The organism is Bradyrhizobium sp. Arg237L, assembly GCF_029990105.1.
GTDB lineage: Bacteria > Pseudomonadota > Alphaproteobacteria > Rhizobiales > Xanthobacteraceae > Bradyrhizobium.
On the sequence record NZ_JAQMIL010000082.1, the window covers coordinates 1 to 18,924 of the forward strand.

The 18,924-nt window shown below is 61.5% G+C and carries 13 protein-coding genes; 3 read left to right on the forward strand and 10 right to left on the reverse strand.

Features of this window, described 5'->3' with window-relative positions; all coding sequences use genetic code 11:
* The first annotated feature begins 676 nt into the window (after positions 1 to 676).
* Positions 677 to 5,506, forward strand: a complete 4,830-nt coding sequence (locus OZ411_RS35645) for an NAD-glutamate dehydrogenase (RefSeq protein WP_282531685.1) — start codon at positions 677 to 679, stop codon at positions 5,504 to 5,506.
* A gap of 48 nt (positions 5,507 to 5,554) precedes the next feature.
* On the opposite strand, the gene OZ411_RS35650 is transcribed toward OZ411_RS35645, so the two are convergent.
* Positions 5,555 to 7,195, reverse strand: a complete 1,641-nt coding sequence (locus OZ411_RS35650; RefSeq protein WP_130577208.1) for a Na+/H+ antiporter — start codon at positions 7,193 to 7,195, stop codon at positions 5,555 to 5,557.
* A 177-nt stretch (positions 7,196 to 7,372) separates the two neighbouring features.
* Between OZ411_RS35650 and OZ411_RS35655 the strand changes: the two genes are divergently transcribed.
* Positions 7,373 to 8,203, forward strand: coding sequence for an rRNA adenine N-6-methyltransferase family protein (locus tag OZ411_RS35655; protein WP_282531686.1), 831 nt, complete (start codon positions 7,373 to 7,375; stop codon positions 8,201 to 8,203).
* 96 nt (positions 8,204 to 8,299) lie between these two features.
* Here OZ411_RS35655 and OZ411_RS35660 read toward each other — a convergent pair whose 3' ends face one another.
* Both OZ411_RS35660 and OZ411_RS35665 read right to left on the reverse strand, forming a co-directional pair.
* On the reverse strand, positions 8,300 to 8,902 hold the full coding sequence (locus OZ411_RS35660) for a hypothetical protein (protein WP_130577206.1): 603 nt from the start codon (positions 8,900 to 8,902) through the stop codon (positions 8,300 to 8,302).
* A 282-nt stretch (positions 8,903 to 9,184) separates the two neighbouring features.
* Complete coding sequence (locus OZ411_RS35665) at positions 9,185 to 9,877, reverse strand: hypothetical protein (RefSeq protein WP_282531687.1); 693 nt, start codon at positions 9,875 to 9,877, stop codon at positions 9,185 to 9,187.
* 297 nt (positions 9,878 to 10,174) lie between these two features.
* Between OZ411_RS35665 and OZ411_RS35670 the strand changes: the two genes are divergently transcribed.
* A complete protein-coding gene (locus tag OZ411_RS35670) occupies positions 10,175 to 10,861 on the forward strand; it encodes a hypothetical protein (RefSeq protein ID WP_282531688.1) in 687 nt (228 codons plus the stop codon).
* Positions 10,862 to 11,366: 505 nt separating this feature from the next.
* On the opposite strand, the gene OZ411_RS35675 is transcribed toward OZ411_RS35670, so the two are convergent.
* From OZ411_RS35675 to OZ411_RS35705, 7 genes are all read right to left on the reverse strand, one after another.
* Entirely contained in the window at positions 11,367 to 12,875 is a 1,509-nt protein-coding gene (locus OZ411_RS35675) for a tripartite tricarboxylate transporter permease (protein ID WP_282531689.1), read from the reverse strand.
* A 2-nt stretch (positions 12,876 to 12,877) separates the two neighbouring features.
* Positions 12,878 to 13,396 (reverse strand): tripartite tricarboxylate transporter TctB family protein, encoded by a 519-nt coding sequence (locus OZ411_RS35680; RefSeq protein ID WP_282531690.1) that lies wholly within the window; start codon positions 13,394 to 13,396, stop codon positions 12,878 to 12,880.
* Positions 13,397 to 13,403: 7 nt separating this feature from the next.
* The gene (locus tag OZ411_RS35685) at positions 13,404 to 14,540 is read right to left on the reverse strand and encodes a tripartite tricarboxylate transporter substrate binding protein (protein ID WP_282531691.1); all 1,137 of its coding nucleotides are present in this window, start codon (positions 14,538 to 14,540) and stop codon (positions 13,404 to 13,406) included.
* 206 nt (positions 14,541 to 14,746) lie between these two features.
* Positions 14,747 to 16,096, reverse strand: a complete 1,350-nt coding sequence (locus OZ411_RS35690; protein WP_282531692.1) for an MFS transporter — start codon at positions 16,094 to 16,096, stop codon at positions 14,747 to 14,749.
* Between the two features lie 169 nt (positions 16,097 to 16,265).
* Positions 16,266 to 17,318, reverse strand: a complete 1,053-nt coding sequence (locus OZ411_RS35695) for a leucyl aminopeptidase (protein WP_282531693.1) — start codon at positions 17,316 to 17,318, stop codon at positions 16,266 to 16,268.
* Positions 17,299 to 18,189: an alpha/beta hydrolase gene (locus OZ411_RS35700; protein ID WP_282531694.1), complete on the reverse strand. Its 891-nt coding sequence runs from the start codon at positions 18,187 to 18,189 to the stop codon at positions 17,299 to 17,301. The genes OZ411_RS35695 and OZ411_RS35700 overlap by 20 nt, the downstream gene beginning before the upstream one ends.
* The gene (locus OZ411_RS35705; protein WP_282531695.1) at positions 18,186 to 18,902 is read right to left on the reverse strand and encodes an isochorismatase family protein; all 717 of its coding nucleotides are present in this window, start codon (positions 18,900 to 18,902) and stop codon (positions 18,186 to 18,188) included. Before OZ411_RS35705 ends, OZ411_RS35700 begins: the two co-directional genes overlap by 4 nt.
* Positions 18,903 to 18,924 lie beyond the last annotated feature (22 nt).

Below are 18,924 nucleotides of genomic sequence, written 5' to 3' on the forward strand. Positions count from 1 at the left end.
GTTCGTGACGATCGCGAGCCGCCCCTCATTCGCGTGAGACGCGCGGAGTTAAATCACTGATTTGCCCGACGGCGAAAGCGGATTATTTTTTACGGGAGGGGTGGACAGACTTTTCGCTGATTTGCCCGTCGGGCAGTTTTTGCATAGCTCGCGTCTCAACACACGCCGTCATTCCCGGACGATGCGCCGCCTCGGGGCGCAGCTCCCGCGATTGTCAATTTCCGGACAAGGTCCGGGCTCTCGCTGGCCGCGCCTGCATCGACCGCGGCTTTCACAGTGCCAACGTCGCCTTGCACGATAATAGATATCGGTCCACCTCTGGGTTGTTGCCGAGCGACGAGCTTGACGTTAGCCGCCTTGGCCACGGCGGGCCCCTCCCAACAAAACTGCGAACTCATGCGTCCGTGCTTGAGATTCCTTTGTTTTCCAGACTACCGGCGAAAGTCGACAGCACCCGACTTCGGTTTCACGCTGCACCGCAAACCCTTTCGGCGCGCTGACGACAACTCCCCCCTGGTCGCGCGGAGATGATATAATGTTCGATATCAGGAGCCGCCGAAGCTCCGAGACCAAGGATTTCGCTTACGCAATCAACTGCGATCAAGACGACGGCGCACGAGGAGATGCACTCCGAAATCAGGCAGACGATCGTGACTGCGGTCAGCCGACGCGGGAAATGGAGGACGTTATGGCGTGGCGTGACGACAAGGCCCGAGCAACCCTGATCCACGAGGCCGGTGGGAGCGTGCAGCCGGGCAAGACGCCCCGGGCCTTTGCCGAGCTTCTGTTTGGCCACAGTAACATCGAGGACCTCGCCAATTACGACGCCGCGTCCCTGGCCTTTCTGGCGGAACAAGCCTGGGAACATGTGCAGCGGCGGACAGCTGATAGCGCCGACATCCGCGTCATCAATCCGATGATGCCCGACGGGCGCGAGATTTCCGTGCTCGAAGTTCTCAACGACAACATGCCCTTCCTGTTCGATTCCACCATGGCGGAGCTCGCCGAGCAGGGCATCGAGGTCACGCTGGTCGCCCACCCGATCATTGCCGTGGAGCGCAACGAGCAGGGCAAGCTGCTGCATTTCTACGGCGAGGCGCTCCCCGAGGGGATAACGGGCGAGCGCGAAAGCCTGATTCACTTCCACATCGCACGCCTGGACGCCGAGGCCGACCGCCAGAAGCTGATCGACGGCCTCTCCAAGACGCTGAGCGACGTGCGCGCCTGCGTCACCGACTGGCGAGCCATGCGCGCCCGCGTGGAGCAGGCGATCAAGACCTTCAGCTCCAATCCGCCGCCGATGCCGATCGACGAGGTCGCCGAAGCCACCCAATTCCTGCAATGGCTGTGCGCCGACAATTTCACTTTTCTCGGCCTCCGAGAATACCGCTTCGCACCAGACAGCGATGCGCCGGACGACATCACCACCGGCGAAGGCCTCGGCATCCTGCGCGATCCCGATGTGAAGGTGCTGCGCCGCGGCGCCGAAATGGTGGTGATGACGTCGGAGATCCGCGCGTTCATGCGAGAGCCTACCCTGCTCATCGTCATCAAGGCCAATGTGAGCAGCCGCGTCCATCGCCGCGTCCGGATGGACTATGTGGGCATCAAGCTCTTTACGCCCGACGGCCGGCTTGAGGGCGAATTGCGCCTCGTCGGCCTGTTCACCTCGGCCGCCTATACCCGCTCGGTGCGGCAGATCCCCTATGTCCGCCACAAGGCGGCGCAGGTGCTCGAGCGCGCCGGCTTCGAGCCGGACAGCCATTCGGGCAAGGCGCTCCTGCATATCCTTGAAGAATATCCGCGCGACGAGCTCGTCCAGGTCGACGTCGAGACTCTCTACAATTTCGTCATGGAGATCCTGATGCTTTATGAGCGCCCCCGCGTGCGGGCGCTGGCGCGCGCCGACAAATTCGACCGTTTCGTCTCCATCCTCGCCTTCATTCCGCGTGACAAATATGACACCGACGTCCGCACACGCGTCGCAGGCTTCCTGGCGCAGGTCTATAAGGGGCAACTGGCGGCCTCCTACGCAGCCTTCCCTGAGGGGTCGCTCGCCCGCGTCCACTACATCATCGGGCGGTATGAAGGCGACACGCCTGTCATCGAGCGCGCCACGCTTGAAGCCGGAATCAGCGCCATCGCCGCAACATGGGCTGACAAGCTGAAAGCCGCGCTTGCGACCACCGCTGACGGCATGCGGGCCCGCCTGATCGCCAACCGTTATGCACGAGCCTTTACCGGCGGCTATACCGAGGTCTTCGACACCTCACAAGCGATTGCTGATATCGCCATCATCGAAAAGCTCACTGCCGCTCGTTCCGTGGCGCTTTCGGTTCACCGCATCGACGGCGACGATCCGACGCGTTTCGGCCTCAAGGTCTTTTCGCGCGGCGCGCCCCTGTCGCTGTCCTATCGGGTGCCGGTGATCGAAAATCACGGCCTGCGCGTCGTCAACGAGCGCACCTATGAGATCAGGCCGAGCGCCACGCCCGCACCCGCGCCGGTTTGGCTGCACGACATGACGATCGAGGCCAATGACGGCAAGCCGATCGTCATCACCGCGGAATTCGCCCGTCGCCTGGAAGCCTCGATCATGGCGGTGGTGGGCGATCGCGCCGAATCCGACGGATACAACGCGCTGATCCTGCGCACGGTCCTGAGCTGGCGCGAAGTTTCGGCCATCCGCGCCCTCTCCCGCTACCTGCATCAGATCCGCGCGCCGTTCAGCCAGGACTACATGTCGGAGACTCTGCGCAAGAACACCGCGATCACCACCAGCATCGTCGCTCTGTTCCAGGCTCGTTTCGACCCGCGCCTCACCGCCACCGACGCCGAGCGCTCGGCGCGCGAGACGGCCCTCCTCGCCGAGATCGAAGAGCAGCTCAAATCCGTCGCCTCATTGGATGAAGACCGCATTCTGCGCCGTTTCACCAATCTGGTGCAGGCCGCCATCCGCACCAATCTATGGCAGCTCGGTCCGGACGGGCATCCGCGGCCGGTGATCTCCGTCAAATTCGACGCGCGCAAGATTGAGGAGCTGCCTGCACCTCAGCCGCTCTACGAGATCTTCGTCTATTCGCCGCGCGTCGAAGGCATTCATCTGCGCTTTGGCAAGGTCGCGCGCGGCGGCCTGCGCTGGTCCGACCGGCCGCAGGATTTCCGCACCGAGATCCTCGGCCTGGTCAAGGCGCAGCAGGTCAAGAACGCCGTCATCGTGCCGGTCGGCGCCAAGGGCGGCTTCGTGCCCAAACGCCTGCCACCGCCTTCCAATCGCGAGGCCTGGATGGCGGAAGGCACCGAAGCCTACCGCATCTTCGTGCGCTCGCTGCTCGAACTCACGGACAATCTCGACGGCGACACGATCGTGCCGCCCGAAGACACCGTGCGGCACGATGGCGACGACCCCTATCTCGTTGTCGCAGCCGACAAGGGCACCGCGACCTTTTCCGACATCGCCAACGCGATCTCGACCGAGAAGGGACATTGGCTTGGCGATGCTTTCGCCTCCGGCGGCAGCCAGGGCTATGATCACAAGAAAATGGGCATCACGGCACGCGGCGCGTGGGAAGCGGTCAAGCGCCATTTCCGCGAACTCGGCACTGATATCCAGACCATGCCCTTCACCGCTGTCGGCGTGGGCGACATGTCCGGGGACGTCTTCGGCAATGGCATGCTGCTCTCGCCGGCGACCAGGCTCGTTGCGGCTTTCGATCACCGCGATATTTTCATCGACCCCTCACCCGATCTCGCCTCCAGCCACGCCGAGCGCCAACGCCTGTTCGACCTGCCGCGGTCGAGTTGGCAGGACTACGACAAGTCAAAGATCTCGCCGGGCGGCGGGGTATTCTCGCGTTCGCTCAAGGCAATCCCGCTGGCGCCGGAAGTGCGGACCCTGCTTGATCTCGACAAGCCGCAGGCTACCCCCTTCGAGGTGATGACGGCGATCCTCAAGGCACGCGTCGACCTTCTCTGGTTTGGCGGCATCGGCACCTATATCCGCGCGTCCGGAGAAAGCGATGATCAGGTCGGCGATCGCGCCAACGATCCGATCCGCGTCACCGGCGCTGATATCCGCGCGCGGGTGATCGGCGAAGGGGCCAATCTCGGCGTCACGCAGCGCGGCCGCATCGAAGCCGCACAGAAAGGCGTCAAGCTCAACACCGACGCCATCGACAATTCGGCCGGGGTCAACACCTCTGACGTCGAGGTCAATATCAAGATTGCACTGGCGCGCCCCGAACGCGAAGGGCGTCTCAGTTCGACCGACCGCAATATGCTGCTTGCCGCGATGACCGACGAGGTCGGAGCCCTGGTGCTGCGCAACAATTATCTGCAGACGCTGGCGCTTTCGCTGGCCGAACGCAAGGGCCTGGCCGAGACCGGATTCCTCACTCGGCTGATGCAATCGCTCGAGCAGCGCGGGCTCCTCAGCCGCGCCGTGGAATTCCTGCCGGACGATGCCGCGATCGCCGAACGCGCCCGGCGCGGCCAATCCTTGTCTCGGCCGGAACTTGCCGTGCTGCTGGCTTACGCCAAGCTGACACTTTACGACGATCTGCTCGTTACCAGCGTGCCTGATGATCCATATCTCGCCCGCGAACTATCCGAGTACTTCCCGCGCGAGGTGCAGGACAAATTCCCCACTGCGGTGGAACACCATCGCCTTCGCCGGGAGATTATCGCAACCAATCTCGCCAATGCGTTTGTCAATCGCGGCGGCCCGGCTTGTGTCGTGCGCCTGATCGACGAGACGGATGCCGATGTATCGACCATCGCCATGGCCTTCGTGGCGGTTGACGAGTGCTACGGCCTGAAGCAGCTCAATGACGCGATCGACGGACTGGACACCCGCATCGACGGGCAAGTGCAACTGGGCCTCTACGCGGCGATACAAGATCTGCTGCTCTCCCGCATGCTCTGGTACGTGCGCAATGTTGATTTCAAGGCAGGCCTGGACTCGGTCATCGCCCGCTTCGGCCCGAGCATCCGCGAAATCGCCGCCGGACTCGACAAGACCCTGCCTGAGGATGTGCAGGCCGGGCGCAGCAAGCGGCGACAGGACCTGATCGATGCCGGCGTCCCGGCCGACCTCGCAGGTGATCTTGCGGATCTCGACGCCCTGGTCTCGGCACCGGATATCGTAACCGTCGCGGAGCGCACCAGGCGGACCATCGGCGACGCCGCTACAACCTTCTTCGCCGCCGAGGCCAATTTCCGCCTCGATCGCCTCATCGCCGCCGCACGCAGCGTGTCGGCAAACGATAATTACGAACGTCTCGCCATTGATCGCGCCGTCGACCAGATCGCCGCCGCCGAAAGAAGACTGGCTGCGGACATGCTTGCAACCGGCCAATGCGGCCAGCAAGCCGCGGGCGACTGGCTCGCCGCTCATCCTGAAGCAACGCGCATCCGCCGCTCGGTCGAGGAGATCGCAGCCAGCGGCCTGACGCTCGCCAAGCTGACGGTAGCGGCAAACATGCTGGGCGATATGGTGAAGAGCTGAGCGGGCTCGGAAGATCGCCTCGAGGCTGCCGGCTCGCACCGGCATTCGTCAGGCCGTCGGGAAGCGAGATTCCAGGAGATCGACCTCCCTGACCAACTTGCGGGCGATCTCGTCCGAGAGCTGTCGGCTGCGCGCGATGCGATACAGTTCGGCCCGTTCGGCGCGAAGTCCGACGAGACGGAGGCGGCGTTCGATGTCGTCGATTTTCTGCGCAAGTTCGGCTTCCTGACCGACCTTGGAACGTCCGTCGATACGCTGGCGATACAGCGCCATGATGCGAACGCCGGCATCGGTATAGAGATCGGCGTCAACTTGCCCTTCACCCATGTCATGCTGGGCCTGCTCGATCGCGCGGATCGCGGCTTCCGCCGCAGCGATGCGCGCTCGATCTTCTTCGGCCTGATGCGATGGCTCGGGTGGAAGCTCCAGATCCTTGAGCAAGAACGGCAGCGTTATGGTGGCGGCAACCAAAGATACGATGATGACGCCGCCGGCGAGAAAGATCGCGAGATCGCGTGCCGGAAATGGCGAACCATCGTTCATTGTCAACGGCAGTGTCAGTACGCCTGCAAGGGTAATGGCACCGCGCACACCGGCAATCGAGGTCGCCGCGATCAGGCGCCAGCTTGGAACATACGGCTTCTCGCCCTTCAGATGCGCGCGAAACAGCGTAAATCGTAGTGACGTCCAGACCCAGACGAACCGCAATGCTGCCAGAGCGAGATTGATCGCAACCACATAGACGAGGAGCCAGACTGGCGCATGATGCCCCGTCTCTTGGACCACTCTCGCCGCACCATCGAAGAGCTGCGGGAGCTGTTCGCCAAGCAGGACGAAGATCACGCCGTTCGCGGTGAACTGCACCAGGTCCCAGACGGCACCGCGACGAATGCGGGTCGCAGGTAATGCCTGGCCGCTCTGCTCGGCGTAGCTCATGGTGATCCCGGCGGCGACGGCCGCAAGAATGCCGGAACAATGCACGTATTCGGCCAGGAGATAGGCGCCGAACGGAATCAGTAAACTGATCAGTATCTGCGAGCCCGTCTCTTCGCCAAAATGGCGCGAGACCCAATTCTTCGCGACGGTCACGGCCCATGTCACAACGACGCCGATGGCGATGCCACCGGTAGCAAGCCAAAGGAACGTTCCGAACGCGGCGAACGCCGAAAACGAACCGGTCAGAGCGGCAGCAACGGCGAACCGCATGCAGACCAGGCCCGATGCGTCGTTGAGCAATGATTCCCCCTCGAGGATGTGCATCAGCCGGCGAGGAATTGGTATGCGAGCGGCAATCGCAGAGACGGCGATCGGATCGGTGGGAGAGATGACCGCGGCGAGCGCGAAAGCGATCGCGAGAGGCATCGCCGGAATGATCCAATTGACGAAATATCCGACACCGACGACCGTGAATACGACGAGGCCGAACGCCAATTCCAGGATCGTCCCCTTGTCGCGAAACAGTCCTTCCTTGGGGATGCGCCAGCCGTCCAGAAACAGCAGTGGCGGCAGGAACAGCAGAAAGAAAATGTCCGGCTTCAATTGGACGCCGAGGTCGGCCACCGCAGCAATGAGCACGCCGATGACGATCTGAACGAGCGGCATGGGAAGCGATATCGGCGACATGCGGGCAACCCCGCCGCTGACGACCACAGCCAGCAGCAGAATCAATGCAACGGTAATGGTCTCCACGCTCTCTCTCGCTTGCGTAAAGTCTGGGGATTTGCTTTGCGGGCATCATAGCGACGCCACCCGAGTCATTCCACCATCCATCCCGCGCCCCACCTCCCCGCGGGGTCTGTACTCGCGTTCCAATTACAGGTATGGCAATGCACTGTCTCGGTCCTCAGGTTCTGGATGAACTTCCTGATGAACGATCGATCGGCGAAATATCGCGAGTTCTTCGCCAAATTCGTTGCTGGAAACGCAAACCCAGGAATCGCGAACGCATTTGCGCTCGTCCCACGCGAACGGTTCGCGGGGCCGGGTCCGTGGTCGATCCGTTGCGGCGACGGTTACATCCGCACGCCGGACGACGATCCCGCATTCATTTACCAGGACGTCTTGATCGGGCTCGATCCCGATCGTGGCATCAATATCGGAATGCCCAGCGCCCATGCCGCCTGGCTGGACAAAATGGATTTGAGAGAAGGCGATCGGGTCATCCAGGTGGGGGCTGGAACCGGATACTACACGGCAGTCATTGCCGAGATCGTTGGAGCTTCCGGCACCGTCACCGCCTTCGAGATCGATGAGGATCTGGCCGCGCGTGCGCGACAAAATCTGAAGGACTACAGCCAGGTCTTGGTGCACACTGGGTCCGGAATCGGCCGCGAATTGCCTAAGGCCAACGCCATCTACGTCTGCGCGGCGGCAACAGCTCCGAGCTGGGCGTGGATCGATGCCCTGCTTCCCGGCGGTAGGCTGATGTTTCCGTTGGCACCGGAATTCGGACTGGGCGGTATGCTGCGCGTGACGCGGCCCCAGGCTGGTGACCGGTGGCCCGCAACCTTCGTGTCGCGCGCGCGGTTCATCGGCTGTACGGGATTGCACGGCGATCCAGAGGACCGTGAGCGTCTCATCAACGCCTTCACCGAAGGTTGGGATCGCGTGCGATCGTTACGGTTTGATGATCGAACCGACCGGACGTGCTGGTTTGCCGGCGATGGCTGGTGGCTCTCCACCGCCGAGCCGGCATGACGGTCTCTCTTCAGAGCGCGCGGCTGCTTCCCTCATCCAAGGGCCTTTGCTTGGCACCGATAATCCGAAGCCCGAAGGTTGACGAGCTGCCCAGCCTTATGGCTTGGCGCCGATCTTGATATGGATCGCGTCGGTGCTTTCCTGATTGTCCGGGACCTGTTTCACGATTGCGGTCAATCCCTCGTTCCGCATGGCGTGCAGAAGGACAGCGGCTGGCTTGCCAGCCGCTCCCCAATCCGAGTGTCGCGATTCGGCGATCTGCACTTCAACCCCTTTGAACACGACGATGCCGGCCGCGGGCTTTCCTGGCGGGATATATCCAGAGCCTTGTGCAACCGCCTGTCTCTTCCAGCCAGCGGCATCAAGCGCCTTTCCGACATCTTCCATCAAGGCAACAGCTTCGGGGTCAAGCTCGACCGAGAAATCGAACGGAGTGCCACGAAATTCCTTGAGGGCACCGGCAATCCGCTGTTGGGATGCGGGGCCGAACCTCCTCGGGCTATCGGCCCAATATTCCAGAGCGACGCCGACCAGGACGAGAGCGGCAAACGTGATCGCCAGTCCTCGCTCCCAGGCGCCTTTCGAAATCCCGAGAACCAGAAGAGCGACCTCGCCGCTCAACCCTACCAGAAGCAGGATCTCCCCGATCTCCTTCAGCCAACTGAAGAGGACCAGGGAAAAGGCGGCGGTATTTAACATCAAGCTCTCCAAGTCGCAGGCTGGCAGGCGGCTTGGGGGACCGCATCACTCGTAACTGCGGGTTCGACATGCGAAGGTCTGGACCTAAGCAACGGGAGATTAATAAGTCGCTAGCGGTCAGGGCGCGCGTCGTGCGGTGGTTCGTCGCGCGGATCACGCGGTCCTAAGATGCGCGCCGGGACAGCTCCGCTGGTGCAGCGCGCCGCTCAAAATAGAACTGCGAACTCGTATGTGATTAAGATTTTCAATGGTGCTGGACAGAGCGCGGCAATCAATGCGCGATCACCGCGCATTCGGCAAGGCCCGAGGCTCGACCAGCAGGCCCTGTCGTTCGTAGCGGCGGCGAGTTCTGCTGAAGCGCACGACGACGGCATATCGGGTACTGTTCGCCTTCGCTCGCCGCGTGAGCAGGGCATCGCCCGCCGGCAGAAACTCGAGATCATCGAGGCCAACGCAGTGCAGGCACGCCGGGCCGGGCGCCTCCATCATAAGGAGATCGCCGGTGCCGCCGCACCGATGGCATGTCCACTCCTTGTTCAATGGCTGGATGACCACCAGTTCCGGGCCACGGCTTGCCTTTTCCGCGAGGCGCTCACGTTTGGTTTCCGAGAGTTCCGGCGATACCCAATTTGTCCGATATGACACCTCGATCTCAGCGTTTCCACTTCGACTGAAGCGCAGCGCTTGGCGCTGCGGCGTACGAGCAACATAGGCTGTCGGGCTTGCGATCAGTCCTTTCGCTGTCACCCAAGACTGGAATAGCTGCATGGCTTCCGAGATGCGCGGTGGATTGACCTGGACAACTTCCTCCAGGCAATCGACCTGCCCGCGCTGCCAGCGCTCGACCGCTCCGGGGTCGAGCCACCCGATCCCGACGAGGACGTCGATGGCGCTCACAAAGTGCCGGGCGGCAAGTGCCTCTTCGGCTGCCCTGGCGACGCGATCGCCCAGTGGAACTCGATTCTTCCGGCTCATCGTAGCTCAGCATCACCCTTCTAATCGACGCCGGGTCCTGGCCTGCGGTAACGGGTCCCGCCTCGGCACTCGCGCTGAACAACGCCCGCGCGTTGCCCGGTCTCGACGGGCAGGATCGGACATACGGATGAGTTGAGCAAGAGCTCAACCCATCCGAGGCACTGAACAGATTTCTCTGTTTGCGGCCGACAGACTGCCGTTTCGCGAATCAACGTCCGGCGTTAACGATTGTGAAAAGCTGGCGGTCCAACTCGGGAGAGTTTCATGGCCTTTCCTCTCGTCCAACAGCAGCCGATCTTGGCTTCCGGCAGGGATATGCCTTTGACACGTGCGGACATCCTTGCCCGCTATCTTCGCCTTCGGGAAATCTCCAAGAGCCTTCATGAGGAAGTTCTTAGGTCCATATCCGACGACGCATTACTGAAACAAGCGCGTCGGCTCGGATTGGCACGAGGAAAGACGTTGCTTCTCGATGACATGGACGAGATCTACTACGTCTACGACCTCGCCATCTACACCGCGCCGCCGGATCGTTCGCGGGCGATCGACCGCTATGCGAAGTCGGCCAAGTTTGAGGCGCAGTCCGACGAACGACTGATGCTGGATGCGATGCGCAGGTCGCAGTTTGCAATACTCCAGATCGAACAACGTCACGACGTGGTGGGCCTGATCGCCACCGACATTCTCCACAACTCCAAAGTGTGGCTGCTCGATGTCGGGCTTGAGAGCTCGATGGACGATGGAGAATTGATCGCTACCAGGCTGCTCACCCCTGGGCCGTTCTCGATGACCGCCGGCGTCAACGTTCCGTTCGAGATCGAAATGCTCGAGCCGATTTGCATGCTGCTGCCGCAGCGCACGGGCAACAGCAAGCTCAGCCAGATAGCGGACAACAGGCACTTCGCCGAAGCCGTCTATAAGGTGGGGCTCGCGGACGGCGTCATGGATCGAATGGCCTATTTCGATCCTGCCGGCGGGGCCTGACCTCAGCTCGGACAAATTTGCGAACTGGCCAGTTCCAAAATAAAAATCCGCCGACCTACGGTGAACATTCAATTATCGAGCAACATCCGCTGGAAGCGCTGTTTTCTTATCGACGGGTCGCTTAGCTCCCTTGTAATGACTTCATAGTCCGCCAAAGCGGCCGTTCATACGCGATCCACGCACGCGATTGCGTCGATGCTAGCCCGCGAAGCAGTCTAGGCGCCAAAATCAAGAACAATGTTAGAGTGAACACGACTACGGCGGAGAGTCAGTCAACCCCCATTGAAAGACAAAGCATTTTTGTCCCTCCTAGACCAGACCCACCGTTTGAGCTACGGCCGGGAAATGGGGTTTGGAGCAGCTCAGGCACGAAGCAGGTTTGGATTGGCTCATCCCAACGGACACCTTCCGGATAGTATTTTACACTTGGATACTGCACCCGAATCCCTCCATGCAGTACCGCTTGGCGGTCTGCGCCGCATCCGAAGCGGTGCCGAACTATCCCTTACGATTGCTGCGGAACGCGGCTCCCGCGCCTGATCCACACGGCGATGGTGGGTCCGACGACTGCCACGACGCAAAGGGCCGAAAGCACGGCGCTGATCGGCCGCGTAACAAAGATCGTGAAATCCCCGCCGCTCAAAAAAAGCGTTTCGCGCAACGCCTTCTCGAAAATCGGGCCGATCACCAGCCCGAGAATCATCGGCGCGAGGTCAAAACCGATCTGCCGTAAGATTGAGCCGATGGCTCCAAAGCCGACCAAGACGCATAGATCCCAGTAGCTATTTCGCACCGTGTACACGCCGACGAAGCTGATGGCGAAAATGAATCCAATCAGAGCGTATTGCGGCACGCGCAGCAGCCGAACCCACATCCCGACTAGCGGCAAATTCAGAGCGAGCAGCGCTACATTACCGATATACATGGACGCGAGGAGACCCCACACGACGTCCGGATGTTGGGACAGCAGCAGCGGCCCGGGCTGTATGCCTTGAACGATAAGCGCCCCGAGCATCAACGCCACGTTCGGCGTGAAAGGAATCCCGAGACTCAGAACAGGCACCAGCGCGGACGTTGCGACCGCATTGTTCGCCGCTTCCGGCCCGGCAAAGCCCTCGATCGCTCCCTTGCCGAACTCGTCCCGGTGCGTTCGGGCAATGGCCTTTTCGACGCCGTAGGACGCAAAGGTCGATGTGAGAGAGCCCGGGCCGGGCAACAGTCCGATAAGAAAGCCGATGCCCGACCCTCGCACGATTGCAGGCCACGCACGCGACCACTCGCGGCGTGTCGGGATCATTTCCCGCAAACGCACGGTGGTGGCACGCGGAAATCCTTCGTTCGAGGCGAGGACGTGGAACAGCTCGCTCAGTCCGTACAGGCCCAGCGCGACCGGCACGAGATCGAAGCCCAATGCCAACGTACTCGTGTTGAATGTAAAGCGCGTGTCTCCACTGACGGCATCGACGCCGATCGTCGCCAGAGCCATGCCGATCAAAAGCATGACCATGTTCTGGGCTGGATCGTTTCCAGTGATGCGCACCAGCGTCAAACCGCCCAAAAGCGCCAGAAGGCAGAACTCCGGAGACGAGAAGCGCAGCGCAACGTCGGCTAGCAGCGTGGTGAACAGGCTGAGCCCGACAATGCTGATCGTTCCGGCGATGAACGATCCCACGGCGCAAATCATCAAGGCAGCGCCGGCTCGCCCCTTTCTCGCGAACTCGTGACCGTCGATCGTCGTGACGATAGATCCGCTTTCACCGGGGATCCGGAGGAGGATCGCCGTGGTCGATCCGCCATACATGGCACCGTAGTAAATCCCAGCCAACATGATCAGACCGGTCACTGCGGAAAAATGGATCGTGATCGGCATCAGGATTGCCATCGCGCCCAGCACGCCGAGACCTGGCAGAACGCCGGTAGCGGTGCCCACAAGCGCCCCGAGCAGTGCGGCCGCAATGTTCACGGGCTGGAGAGCCACGGCGAACCCGCCAAGCATGTTACCGAGCAGATCCATGGTCAGCCCCTGAAAATGACAGTGAGAAGGGAGCCGAACGGCAGCGATGCCTTCAAACCCAATGAGAAGACAATCCAGAACGCAACAGGAGTTGTCGCGCTGAGAACGACGGCACTCGTCCATGGTGCGCCGGCAAGACGTCCCATCAACAGGAGGAAGGCCCCCGTCGTCAGGAAAATCCCAAACAAGGGCAGCCCGACGATGAACATCACGCAAAGGAAAAAGGCGACCCCGACGCGCAGCGCCGCGCTGCCCCGGGGCCAGAGACCGAGATCAGCAGATGCGCCGCGGTTACGAACCGTCACGAATGCGCCGAATACCACCCAGCAGACCGCCACCAGGACGGGTACGGCGCCGACGCCCGTTCCCGGTGGGTCGCCCATCGGCAGTTTGATGGCCTGATAGAGATAGAACAGTCCCGCAGCCGTCAGAATGAGCGATGCGAGCCTGATTCCCGTGGTCGATGCCGGAGCATTGGCCGCTGTCGAAGCCTCGGTCTTGATGACTATCGCCTGGTCCATCTGCGGCCTACTTTCCGCTCGGAGTCGATGGAGCCGTGGCGTTGAAGATCTCCGTGAACTGACGGGTCATCTTCTCGCCATCGGTGAATTGCACCTGAATGTTCTGAGCGGTGAGCACCCGCACAAAGTCGGGATCGGACACGGCCTGCTTCACGGCCTCGACGATAACGCGACGTTTGGCCTCAGGAATTCCCTTCGGAGCATAGACCACGTAGTCGCTGGTGGTGACGACGTCGTAGCCCAGTTCCTTGAACGTCGGGACATCCGGGTTCGAGCTCATCCGCTCGGGACCGAACACCGCCAGCGGACGCGCTTTTCCGACTTCGACCTGGGCCTTCAGCCCCGGCCAGGTGAGCGCCGCAAGTTCGGTGTTCTTTCCGAGGAAGGAGGCAACGCCGTCCGCATCGCCGCTATAGGGGACGAACCTCACGTTGATGTTCGCCTTCTTGGCGAAAGCGTCCCAGGTGTACTGATTGATTCCGCCCGCAATGCTGGCGACCTTCAGCTTCCCGGGGTTCTCCTTCGCGTACTTCACCACGTCATCCAGCGTCTTCAACGGCGAGTCCGCCTGAATACAGACGGTGTTGTAGACGATGCCAATACCGCCCAGAATATCGTACGTGCTGGGGTTTCCCCAGGACAATCCCCTGACCGTATGCACGGCGATCGTCATCGGACTGTTCGTTGCGACACCGATCTGGTATCCGTCCGGCTCGGCCGTGACGACGGCGGTGACACCGCGCGTTCCGGCTCCCCCGGCAATGTTCTCAATCGCAACCGGTTGCTTGAGCGGCTTTTCAAGCGCTCGTCCAAGCGCGCGGCCAATCGCGTCCGATCCGCCGCCAGCGCCGTAATTGACGGTCAGGGTGACCGGCTTCGTGGGAAATTGACCTTCGGCGGCGTGCGCGCACGCGCCGGCAAGGGAAAGACTAGCAGCGAAGTTCATTACAACTAGCATGCGCATCTTGAGCGATCCTCGAATTGTCCGGTGAACGATCTGAGGCCGGCTATCGACCGGGGCGCCCTCAACTCTGGACGCGCAGATTCGCCCCTTATCCAGGAACCGTTGCCTCGAGATCACGAGCGTGACGATATTTTGATAATCACTTGTGTACAAGCACAAAACTTGTTCGCAAGCGCACAACTTGCGCGCAAATGAACTTGCGATTCAGGAATAGCGTTGCGCCGGCCGTCAGCCGGTGTGCATGGGTCCCGCCGCGCAGCCGTCCGAATGCTCTTTCTGACATCAGGCCCAGCCACGCTCCGTTACGATTGAAGGTTCGTCGGAGGGACGCGATCTATGTCGCCGGAACGACGCGTTCGCGGCGGTCAAGCGTCCTTCCACCAAAGTCAAACACGCGACACCGAAGCAGTCTTCATCGTGGCTTCCGTTTCCGTGTCGACCTTAAAGCCCTTCGCGGACAAATCACGACCGAGCGTCTCTGGAAGCAGAAGAGAGGCGATAATGAAGACAGTCGCAGCAGGAAGGGCCACCGCAACCATGCCGCTGAGCAAGCTTCCGCCGAAGTGGGCCGCCGCAAGAGGCACAATCACAGGCGCTATGCTGCCAAGCCCGCGACCGCCCATATAGAACGTCGACACCGCCGTCGCACGCAGGTTGACCGGATAGAGCTCAGATATCCAGACACCGGTCACGCCCAGCGCCACGTTGCCCATGCCGAAGGCGATGTAGAGCCAGAACATCGGCCACTCAAGCTTCGATCCGGCGTAGAGCTCGCTGCCCCACAAGGCCATACCGACCAAAGACCCGATCCAAAACAGCGCGGGCACAAGAGCTCCGAAGCGGCGGCCGGCCCTATCGTTGAGGAAGCCGTTCGCAAGATAACAGATGCCGCTGACCACGGAGAGCAACACAGCGGTCGAGCGAACGACATCACCAGGGGTATGCATGTCCCGCAGCAACAGCGTCGGAATGAAGGAGACGATGCTGTAGTAGCAGAGCATGTAGCTCATCAGCCACACAAAGGCGACGATGGTCTGCCGTGCAAGCGCGTTGCGGAATAGATCCGCAAGAGGAAGTGTACGGGCTTCTGCAGTAGCTCGGCCGGCCTTGCGTTGCGCCTCATACTCCAGCCAGATCTTGGATTCAGGCATAAAGAAGCGAATGAAGATAATCAGCAGGATGGGTACGCCGCCACTCAGCAAGCCGATTCGCCAGCTCCACTCGTCGCTGAACGTCGCAATCAGCCAGATGCCGACGATCGAAGCGGTGGATGATGCAATCACGGCGCAGCCCTGAAGCGCCGCCGCGCCCAGACCCCGGCTGCCCTTCTTCCAGGCCTCGTTGAAGAGCACCATGCCGACGCCGTACTCGCCGCCAAGACCGATGCCGGTGATGAACCGTAACACGGCAAGAGACCAGTAATTCCATGCGAACGCCGAAATGATCGCGGCAATGGAAAACAATGCGATCGTGAGTTGAAGCGAGGTCTTTCGGCCAAGTCGATCACCGATGACGCCGAATAGCGCTCCGCCGATGGCCGATCCGAACAATGTGAGAGCTTGCAGCGAGCCGACCTCGGTCAGCGATAGCGACATCGATCGCTGGATCGCAGGCAAGAGAAACGGAAATATCAGAACGTCGTAAAAATCGAGTATGTAGCCCAGCATCGCTGAGATCATAATCGAATACCGTTGCCGCGGCGTGTAGTCTTCCGAACTTGAGATGGTTGCCGACATTTGACGCGTTTCCTGTTGAAGGATTGAAGTCGATAGACGTGACCGAGACACTTGCCGCGTCTTCGAGAGTCGAAATGCGACTTCGGTATCATTGGGAGTCGCGAGCGCGACCCCGGCATCATTCGGAGTCGCATTCGCGACTCCGGGTTGCGTGCTTGATGCGCAGGGCCTAGCGGCCCGGCGCCCTCAGCTCCGGATAAGCAAACTCGCCCTTGTCGAGGATGTGGATATCGTCGAGCCACAGGCTGCAGCCGCGAAGCGGGATGTCCAAATGACACGGCGTGTCATTCGTACCGCCGAGCTCCGTGTTCGGACCCGTCGAGAACAGGACGTTCCCGTAGAAGGAGAGCGCATTCATGATGTGCTCCGACGAGAGCTCCTGGGAAGCCGCGATGTGATGCCAGGCGGCACGCTCGTTCGACCCCCAGCCGATATGCGAGATCGCCCAGCCGCGCGGATCGCCGAAGCTGTCGATGTAATTCTTGATGAGCAACGCGTCGGTGCCTTCGCCCTTAAGGTCGACGATGTAGCCATCCTTGATGGTCAGCATCACCGGCGACTGGATGTAACGCTTGAACGCGCAGACGATGTCACCGGGCATCAGCACCACGGTGCCGTTGACCTCGCCGTCGGTCGCCTGAGTGAAGGCAAAGCCTGACGGGAAGTGATCCCAGCGCCCGGGCTCATCCGTGTATCCGTATTCGGAAATGACCGGGTATTGCTTCAGGCCATAAGTTACATCCGTTCCGCCGGGCGACGTGATCCGCATTTTGCTGGCCGACTGCAGGAGGGTTCGAGAGAGCTCCGTTCGCCGGCGCAGATCTTCGGTCGGGAACATCTTCTTGAGGATGTGGAATGGCTCCATCACGCGCAAGATGCGCGTGCCCGCTTCCTGAATTTCGGCTTGCTCACGAGAGAACAGCAACCCCAGGAGATCGATCACCATATCCACGCGCTTGAGCGTATCGATCGCCGGCTGGTTGCCCGTGAGCGCATGCCGGCCCTGCAAGCCCGCGACCTTGCCCTGGCCGTACTTGGGCACGTTGAGATGAAAGGTCGTTGCGCCCAGGCTTTGCGCGGCCAGCATGAAGGCTTGGGCGTATTCCTGCTGATCCCCGCCGCCGCTCAGGACCGCAACGACTTCGCCCTTCTTCACCTTGCAGAGCGTCAGCTCGGCCTTGAAGAGCTCAAGCATTTCAACATCAACGATTTGTCGGGACATCTTCACTGATCTCCTGTTTGCCGAACGTAGACACGCGGCCGTCGAACCGATCGCGCGGTCGCGCTAGAAGCTCTTCAACGATCGAAAGGAAGCCCTCGGTATCGTCGATCTGCATTTGGTGACCCGCGCTTTCCAGCGTCCTGATCGCGATGGACGGCAGCAATCTGCGAATTTCTGTTTCATCTTCGGGCCGAATGACCCCTCCCCGCCCGGCGACGATCAACGCGGTGGGGACGCTGAGATGGGCGAGGTCGCGGTGAATATCATCGTGATGAAAGCCCTTGTGGCTCTCGATGAGCGCGCGCTCGTCGCAGGTATGCATCCACTCCGCCCGGGTGCGGATGTGCTGCTCGGGCCACCGCGGAGCAGAGGGGTTTCGCAGCGCCGCGTCGGCTTCTCCACGCTTCGCGCTTTGAAGCAATTTGAGAAGCGGTTCGACCGGAATCGGATAGGCGCGACGTCCAGGACCGGAGACCGGCGGATCGACCAGTATCAGTTGGTCCATGGACGATGGCCGCCAACGCGCGGCGCGGATTCCGATGCGGCCACCCATCGAGTGGCCCAGCAGCGTATAAGGGCCCATTCCAAGCGCTTCCGCGAACCCGATAAGGTCGGATGCGCATGCGTCGAGCGAATAGTTGAGGTGCGGGCCGCTTTCAGAAAGGCCGCGACCGCGGACATCGAGCACGAAAACGTCGTGTCCGGAGCACAGGCGCTCTGCGATGAAGGCCCATTGCGCCGCAGTCGTCGAGATGCCGGGGACAATGACGATCGCCGGCCCGGACCCGCCGAACCGCAGATAGTGCTGCCGAATGCCGTTGGCGCGCACATGCGCGCCGTAAAGCAATCCGGATGCCGCGGCGCCGCTCACGTCTGCTGATCCTTTATGCGGTCATCCGACAGCGCGTGAAGCCGCTCGATGGCGGCCTGCGTCGGCATGACATCCGCGTATTTGCTGGCGATATCGAACAGGTTGACGGCGTGGGATGTGGGCGAGCGGTCGTAGACGGCGTCGCTCGGCACAATCGATTTGAAGTTCAGCGCGCACGCATCCACGACCGACGCCCGCACGCAGCCGCTGGTCGTGCAGCCGGTCACCACCAGCGAGTCGACGCCGGCACCGATCAGATAAGTCGCAAGCGGAGTGCCGAAGAACGCGCTTGCCTGCGTCTTCGGCAGGAGCAACTCGCCGGGCTCCGGAGCCACCTCACGGACGAAGTCATAGCCCTCGGGCGGGATCCGCATGATACCCGGGATCTTCGCGGAGAACGCGCCCTGGTCCTGGCCCACCTTCCGCGCGACATGCGGGAAAATCACCGGCCACTTTTTCTCGCGAAACAGCGGCACCAATTCGGCGATGTGTGCGATGGCATGCCAACCGGCCTCGCCGCAGCTGGTGGGGTATTGCTTGATCGCTTCGCGGATCGGCATCGGCCGGTCGCCGACCGAACGATACTGCACGTCGATGACCAGCAATGCTGGTCGTTTGCCGAATCCCGCCGCGCCACCCAGCCCGGCGAGCGCATAGGTCTCGCGCTCGTCCAGCGGTATCACATCGTCCCAGGGTTGCTTGGTGCCAGTCACTGTTGCGCTCCAGCGGTCCCAA